This is a genomic window from Bacillus sp. LR_5, from assembly GCF_042709275.1.
In genome coordinates this window covers 1-7,815 of record NZ_JAVAXX010000286.1, presented here as the reverse complement: position 1 = coordinate 7,815, position 7,815 = coordinate 1, and the positions used below count along the sequence as shown (strand labels likewise).

General features: G+C 43.7%; 7 protein-coding genes. All 7 read left to right on the top strand.

Annotation, left to right across the window (positions count from 1 at the left end):
* Positions 1-112: 112 nt before the first annotated feature.
* The 7 genes from oppA (at position 113) to RAC86_RS31950 (ending at position 7,780) form a co-directional block, all read left to right on the top strand.
* Complete coding sequence (gene oppA, locus RAC86_RS31980) at positions 113-1,750, top strand: oligopeptide ABC transporter substrate-binding protein OppA (protein ID WP_015252360.1); 1,638 nt, start codon at positions 113-115, stop codon at positions 1,748-1,750.
* A 107-nt stretch (positions 1,751-1,857) separates the two neighbouring features.
* Positions 1,858-2,793 (top strand): oligopeptide ABC transporter permease OppB, encoded by a 936-nt coding sequence (oppB, locus tag RAC86_RS31975; RefSeq protein WP_003245554.1) that lies wholly within the window; start codon positions 1,858-1,860, stop codon positions 2,791-2,793.
* A gap of 3 nt (positions 2,794-2,796) precedes the next feature.
* Positions 2,797-3,714 (top strand): oligopeptide ABC transporter permease OppC, encoded by a 918-nt coding sequence (gene oppC, locus RAC86_RS31970; RefSeq protein WP_015252359.1) that lies wholly within the window; start codon positions 2,797-2,799, stop codon positions 3,712-3,714.
* A 4-nt stretch (positions 3,715-3,718) separates the two neighbouring features.
* On the top strand, positions 3,719-4,795 hold the full coding sequence (oppD, locus tag RAC86_RS31965; RefSeq protein WP_377886444.1) for an oligopeptide ABC transporter ATP-binding protein OppD: 1,077 nt from the start codon (positions 3,719-3,721) through the stop codon (positions 4,793-4,795).
* A gap of 1 nt (position 4,796) precedes the next feature.
* Positions 4,797-5,714 (top strand): oligopeptide ABC transporter ATP-binding protein OppF, encoded by a 918-nt coding sequence (gene oppF, locus RAC86_RS31960; protein ID WP_003245567.1) that lies wholly within the window; start codon positions 4,797-4,799, stop codon positions 5,712-5,714.
* A gap of 105 nt (positions 5,715-5,819) precedes the next feature.
* Complete coding sequence (locus RAC86_RS31955) at positions 5,820-7,037, top strand: MFS transporter (RefSeq protein WP_377886445.1); 1,218 nt, start codon at positions 5,820-5,822, stop codon at positions 7,035-7,037.
* A 164-nt stretch (positions 7,038-7,201) separates the two neighbouring features.
* Entirely contained in the window at positions 7,202-7,780 is a 579-nt protein-coding gene (locus tag RAC86_RS31950) for a GNAT family N-acetyltransferase (RefSeq protein ID WP_003224597.1), read from the top strand.
* The last annotated feature ends 35 nt before the right edge of the window (positions 7,781-7,815 follow it).

Genomic DNA, 7,815 nt, shown 5'->3' with positions numbered 1-7,815 from the left:
ATCAGAAAAGACGGAACAGAATAAAAGTTGTGGAAACTTAGGTTCATTTGTCTGATATTTCTGAGGATTTAGCCGTAAGGAGCTGAAAATTATTATTAGGGGGTTTGCGAATATGAAAAAACGTTGGTCGATTGTCACGTTGATGCTCATTTTCACTCTCGTGCTGAGCGCGTGCGGCTTTGGCGGCAGCGGATCAAACGGTGAAGGGAAAAAGGACAGTAAAGGAAAGACGACACTTAACATTAATATTAAAACTGAGCCGTTCTCCTTACATCCGGGATTGGCAAATGATTCAGTATCAGGCGGTGTTATCCGTCAGACTTTTGAAGGATTGACACGTATCAATGCAGATGGTGAGCCTGAAGAAGGCATGGCTTCTAAAATTGAAACGAGCAAGGACGGAAAGACATATACATTTACCATTCGTGATGGTGTGAAATGGTCTAATGGAGACCCTGTAACTGCACAAGATTTTGAATATGCTTGGAAATGGGCGCTTGACCCTAATAACGAATCACAATACGCTTACCAGCTCTACTACATAAAAGGTGCTGAAGCGGCGAATACCGGCAAAGGCAGCCTAGATGATGTGGCAGTAAAAGCTGTGAATGACAAAACGCTGAAGGTTGAATTAAATAACCCGACTCCATATTTCACTGAATTAACTGCGTTCTATACGTATATGCCGATCAATAAGAAAATTGCAGAGAAAAATAAAAAGTGGAATACAAATGCCGGAGATGATTATGTATCAAACGGGCCGTTCAAAATGACGGCATGGAAACACAGCGGCTCTATTACTCTCGAAAAAAATGACCAGTATTGGGATAAAGACAAAGTCAAACTGAAGAAAATCGATATGGTTATGATCAACAATAACAATACGGAACTGAAAAAATTCCAAGCTGGCGAACTTGATTGGGCCGGTATGCCGCTCGGACAGCTTCCGACAGAATCCCTGCCGACCCTGAAAAAAGACGGTTCTTTACATGTTGAGCCGATTGCAGGTGTGTATTGGTACAAATTCAACACTGAAGCTAAGCCACTAGACAATGTAAATATCCGTAAAGCTTTAACATATTCGCTTGACCGTCAGTCGATTGTTAAAAACGTTACGCAAGGAGAGCAAATCCCGGCAATGGCTGCAGTGCCGCCTACAATGAAGGGATTTGAGGATAACAAAGAAGGATACTTCAAAGACAATGATGTCAAAACAGCAAAAGAATACCTTGATAAAGGCCTAAAAGAAATGGGCTTAAGCAAGGCATCTGATTTGCCAAAAATCAAATTGTCTTACAACACTGATGACGCACACGCGAAAATCGCTCAAGCAGTACAAGAAATGTGGAAGAAAAATTTAGGCGTTGATGTTGAGCTTGATAACTCAGAGTGGAATGTCTATATTGATAAGCTCCACAGCCAAGATTATCAAATCGGCCGTATGGGCTGGCTCGGCGACTTCAATGATCCTATCAACTTCCTTGAATTGTTCCGTGACAAAAACGGAGGAAATAACGATACAGGCTGGGAAAATCCAGAATTCAAAAAGCTTCTGAATCAGTCACAAACTGAAACAGATAAAACAAAACGTGCAGAGCTGCTGAAAAAAGCAGAAGGTATTTTCATTGATGAAATGCCGGTTGCCCCAATCTATTTCTATACTGATACTTGGGTACAGGATGAAAACCTAAAAGGTGTTATCATGCCAGGTACTGGTGAGGTTTATTTCAGAAACGCATATTTTAAATAAGGCTACGTCTGAAAATAAAAGACCTCAAGGTATATGGGGAGAAAAGCCCCATATACCTTTCTTACTGATGGAGTATAAAAATGTAAAAACCATGGAGGTGTTCCCCCTTGCTAAAATATATCGGAAGACGCTTAGTCTATATGATTATCACACTATTTGTGATTGTAACTGTGACATTCTTCTTAATGCAAGCAGCACCGGGCGGGCCATTTTCAGGTGAGAAAAAGCTTCCGCCTGAAATTGAAGCAAATTTAAATGCGCATTATGGCTTGGACAAGCCGCTGTTTGTACAATATGTCAGTTATTTGAAATCAGTTGCAATGTGGGATTTCGGACCGTCATTTAAATATAAAGGTCAGAGTGTTAACGACCTGATCAGTTCAGGTTTCCCCGTTTCATTTACTCTTGGAGCAGAAGCTATTCTCCTCGCTTTAGCGTTAGGTGTATTGTTTGGGGTCATTGCAGCCCTTTACCATAATAAGTGGCAGGATTATACCGTCGCGATTTTAACGATATTTGGTATTTCGGTTCCGAGCTTTATCATGGCGGCTGTTCTGCAATATGTGTTCTCCATGAAGCTTGGGCTGTTTCCGGTCGCGGGGTGGGATTCCTGGGCATACACCTTTTTGCCTTCAATCGCACTTGCTTCCATGCCGATGGCGTTTATTGCCAGACTTTCCCGTTCAAGCATGATCGAAGTGTTAAACAGTGATTATATCCGCACAGCGAAAGCGAAAGGGCTGTCCCGCCCAGCGGTTACAGTGCGGCACGCCATTCGAAACGCGCTTTTGCCGGTTGTTACATATATGGGCCCGATGGCCGCACAGGTCTTAACGGGGAGCTTCATTATTGAAACCATTTTTGGGATTCCGGGGCTTGGTGCACACTTCGTCAACAGTATTACAAACCGTGATTATACGGTCATTATGGGTGTAACGGTGTTCTTCAGTGTCATCTTGCTATTGTGTGTATTAATCGTAGATGTGTTATACGGCATTATTGATCCAAGAATCAAGCTTTCCAAAGCAAAGAAAGGAGCCTAGGCCATGCAGAACATTCCAAAAAACATGTTTGAACCAGCCGCAGCGAATGCCGGCGATGCAGAAAAAATAAGTAAAAAGAGCCTTTCCCTCTGGAAAGATGCGATGCTTCGCTTCCGCAGCAATAAGCTTGCAATGGTCGGGCTTATCATTATCGTACTTATTATCCTTATGGCAATTTTTGCGCCGATGTTCTCAAGGTATGATTATTCAACTACTAATCTCTTAAATGCGGATAAGCCGCCTTCAAAAGATCACTGGTTCGGAACAGATGATCTTGGACGGGACATTTTCGTCCGTACATGGGTAGGGGCTCGAATCTCAATCTTTATCGGTGTTGCAGCTGCTATTCTCGATTTGCTGATTGGCGTCATTTGGGGGAGCATTTCAGGCTTCCGCGGAGGCAGAACGGACGAAATCATGATGCGTATCGCTGATATCCTTTGGGCAGTTCCTTCATTATTAATGGTTATCTTACTGATGGTTGTTCTTCCGAAAGGTCTATTTACGATTATTATTGCCATGACGATTACAGGCTGGATTAATATGGCCAGAATCGTGCGCGGACAAGTGCTGCAGCTGAAGAATCAGGAGTATGTGCTTGCTTCACAGACACTGGGTGCAAAAACATCCCGTCTTCTGTTTAAACATATCGTGCCAAACGCGATGGGTTCTATTTTGGTCACGATGACACTGACAGTTCCTACTGCGATTTTCACAGAAGCCTTTTTAAGCTATTTGGGACTTGGTGTTCCGGCTCCGCTGGCAAGCTGGGGAACGATGGCTTCTGACGGATTGCCTGCATTGACCTATTATCCGTGGCGTTTATTCTTCCCTGCCGGATTTATCTGCATTACAATGTTTGGCTTTAACGTTGTCGGCGACGGATTAAGAGACGCATTGGATCCTAAGTTACGTAAATAAGGGAGTGATACGGGTGACACGCCTATTAGAAGTAAAAGATTTAGCAATTTCATTTAAAACATATGGCGGAGAGGTCCAGGCGATCCGCGGAGTGAATTTCCATCTGGATAAAGGAGAGACGCTGGCTATCGTCGGCGAATCAGGGTCCGGAAAAAGTGTAACCTCTCAGGCAATCATGAAGCTGATTCCAATGCCTCCGGGTTATTTCAAACGCGGTGAAATCCTGTTTGAAGGGAAGGATCTGGTGCCGCTGTCCGAAAAAGAAATGCAAAATGTCCGGGGAAAAGAGATCGGCATGATATTCCAAGATCCGATGACCTCTTTAAATCCAACGATGAAGGTCGGTAAACAAATTACGGAAGTGCTTTTTAAACACGAAAAGATCTCGAAGGAAACGGCTAAAAAACGCGCGGTTGAACTGCTGGAATTAGTCGGTATCCCAATGCCGGAAAAGCGGGTGAACCAATTTCCGCACGAATTTTCAGGCGGGATGAGGCAGCGGGTTGTCATTGCCATGGCGCTTGCAGCGAATCCGAAGCTTCTGATCGCCGATGAGCCGACAACTGCTCTTGATGTAACGATTCAAGCGCAAATTTTGGAATTAATGAAGGATTTGCAAAAGAAAATTGACACGTCCATCATCTTTATCACACACGATCTTGGTGTTGTGGCTAACGTTGCTGACCGGGTCGCTGTCATGTACGCGGGACAGATTGTAGAAACCGGTACGGTAGACGAAATCTTCTACGATCCGAGACATCCGTACACTTGGGGGCTTCTTGCATCCATGCCGACACTGGAAAGTTCAGGAGAGGAAGAGCTGACTGCAATTCCGGGCACGCCGCCTGATTTGACAAACCCGCCAAAAGGAGATGCTTTTGCCCTGCGGAGCTCTTACGCGATGAAAATCGATTTTGAACAGGAGCCGCCAATGTTTAAGGTATCCGATACTCATTATGTAAAATCGTGGCTGCTTCATCCTGACGCGCCAAAGGTAGAGCCGCCTGAAGCGGTAAAAGCGAAAATGCGTAAACTGGCAAATACGTATGAAAAACCTGTCTTAGTGAGAGAAGGTGAATGAATTGACTGAAAAATTATTAGAAATCAAACATTTAAAACAGCACTTTGTCACACCAAGGGGAACGGTCAAGGCTGTAGATGATTTATCATTTGATATCTATAAAGGTGAAACATTAGGGCTGGTTGGTGAATCAGGCTGCGGTAAATCGACAACAGGCCGAAGCATTATCCGGCTGTACGAAGCAACCGATGGTGAGGTGCTGTTCAACGGCGAAAATGTGCACGGTAGAAAATCGCGGAAAAAGCTGCTGGAATTCAACCGCAAAATGCAGATGATTTTCCAAGACCCCTATGCATCCCTGAATCCGAGAATGACAGTTGCTGATATTATTGCTGAAGGCCTTGATATTCATAAGCTGGCGAAAACGAAAAAAGAGCGGATGCAGAGGGTTCATGAACTATTGGAAACAGTTGGTTTAAACAAGGAACACGCGAACCGCTATCCGCATGAATTTTCCGGCGGCCAGCGCCAAAGAATCGGGATTGCCAGAGCGCTTGCTGTTGATCCGGAATTCATTATCGCGGATGAGCCGATTTCCGCTTTGGATGTATCCATTCAAGCGCAGGTCGTGAATTTAATGAAAGAACTGCAAAAAGAAAAAGGGCTCACATACCTGTTTATTGCCCACGATTTATCGATGGTCAAATACATCAGTGACCGCATTGGCGTCATGTATTTCGGGAAACTGGTTGAGCTTGCGCCGGCAGATGAGCTTTATGAAAATCCGCTTCACCCATATACAAAATCATTGCTTTCTGCGATTCCGCTTCCAGATCCAGACTATGAGAGAAATCGCGTTCGCCAGAAATATGATCCGTCCGTCCATCAATTAAAGGATGGGGAAACGATGGAATTCCGTGAAGTCAAACCGGGACATTTTGTGATGTGCACGGAAGCCGAATTTAAAGCTTTTTCATGATTCATCAATCCTTCAAGAGAATCTCTTGAAGGATTTTTTTGCATCCTCATAGAAAGTGAGAATGATAACATTTACAATTAGAGGAAAAACCGGAGGCGAAATACGATTCAATTTCTGCATAACAAAAATGTTTTTGCGCTATTGCTGTCTCAATCTTTTCAATCTTTAGCAGGAGTCCTCGTCACAATCGTTTTAATGGTCCGGGTCTATCAAATGACTGACTCCGTTTTTTTGGCGGGCCTTATTTTATCGTTCATGTCGTTTGCGAGTATAGCAGCAAGCTTTTGCGTCTCTCCGGTGCTTCGCAATCTCGGTTTTAAAAAGGTGCTTGCGGGAGCGAATCTGCTGAGAGCGGTCTTTACAATACTGATGGCATACAGCGTCACTCATCACGGACAGGCATTCTTTTGGATTACGCTGCTGTTTGTGTTTTGTTTTTCCTTCGCGGGCGCTTTTTTTCAGCCGGCAAGATTTGCGCTGCTGCCGATTATTGTTCCAAAGAAGCAATATGTAAAAGCGAATGGTGTGATCTCCCTCTCGAATCAATTGTTCTTAACAGCAGGCTGGGGCCTTGGAGGCCTTCTGACGTACGCCGTCCCTTTTGAACTCGTTGTCGGCGCTGCCATTTGCCTGTTTGTTCTATCGGGAGCTTCCATCAGTGTGCTGCATGTAAATGAAGAAGAGGCTGTAGGAACTGCTGGAACAGCTTCTGCCAGAAGTATATGGAAGGATTTAATGATCATCCCTATTGTAAGAGACATTACTGTAATGGACATGATAGAAGCTTTGGCGGGTTCCATATGGTCATCTGCTATTCTCCTCGCATTTACTGCGGCTGTTTTGCATGAAACAGAGGTGTGGTGGGGGATGTTTAACGCTTCCTATTTTATAGGCGCAATTGTCGGCAGTGTGATTGCCATTCGTTTTTCTTCTTTTTTTGAGCGGAATATGGGCTATGCCATTATGTTCAGCTCGCTTGTAATGTCGGCGCTGACCCTTTTGTTTTCATTTTCTCCAGTCCCATTTTTATGCGCTCTGGCTTGTGCTGCAATGGGGCCTTTTTATCAGGTGCGTGATATTTGCCAGGAAACCATGCTGCAGGAGGTTATTCCCGAGCAGAAACGAATCGGAATCATGGCTGCAAAAAATGCGATTTTGACTCCTTGGTCAGGCGTCACCTACTCCATTATGGGGCTAGTGGCTGATGTTGCTGGTGCGAAAATAGCTTTTATCGCGGCTGCTGCATTATATATCATGACATTTCTGATTGCACTGGCGCAGCCCCGCCTGATTCATTACAGGCGGGAAAACCGGGTTCAATGAGAAACACTTCAAAATGAACGGAGCAGTTGGCTCCGTTTTGCTGAAAAAAAAAATGAAACCATGGCGGAAGTTCGCACGTCTTTATAGATGTAAGGCTGTTTAAACAAGAAGAAATGGGGTATATCTAAAAGTATGAAGACAACGAACTCATAAGGAGCAAATCAATGAACTGGTATGAAAAGCTTAGCGAGTACTTTCCAATTGAAGAAATGAAATCAAAAGCGCATATGGAAGCTCTTCTGAAAGAGCGAAGCGATATTTATCATAAAGATGAAGGCAAACATCATATTTTAATGTTTGCGGAATTCGATTCTTTTATCTTCGTTGATTATCTGTATGTGTCTAAGGATGCAAGAGGGCAGGGGCTTGGCGGCAAATTGATCGCGAAGCTGAAAAAGAAAAATAAGCCCATATTGCTCGAGGTGGAACCTGTGGATGAAGATGATACTGATACAGAAAAACGCCTGAGGTTTTATCAAAGAGAGCATTTCAAGCATGCTCAGTCAATTGGGTACCGGCGCCGGTCATTGGCTACGAATGAAGTAAACAAGATGGAGATTCTGTACTGGTCACCAAAAACAGAATCAGAAGAAGAAATTCTTGAAGCCATGAAACAGACATATGAAAACATTCATACTTATAAAGACGAGAAATGGTACGGGGAATCGTACGAAAAAACGGATGAAGTCCTGAAACTCATTGATGAAGAAAAACAAAAAAATATTTTCGATCAGTTAAGCTAATTGAGAATTAGAAAATATCATGAACATTAAAAATT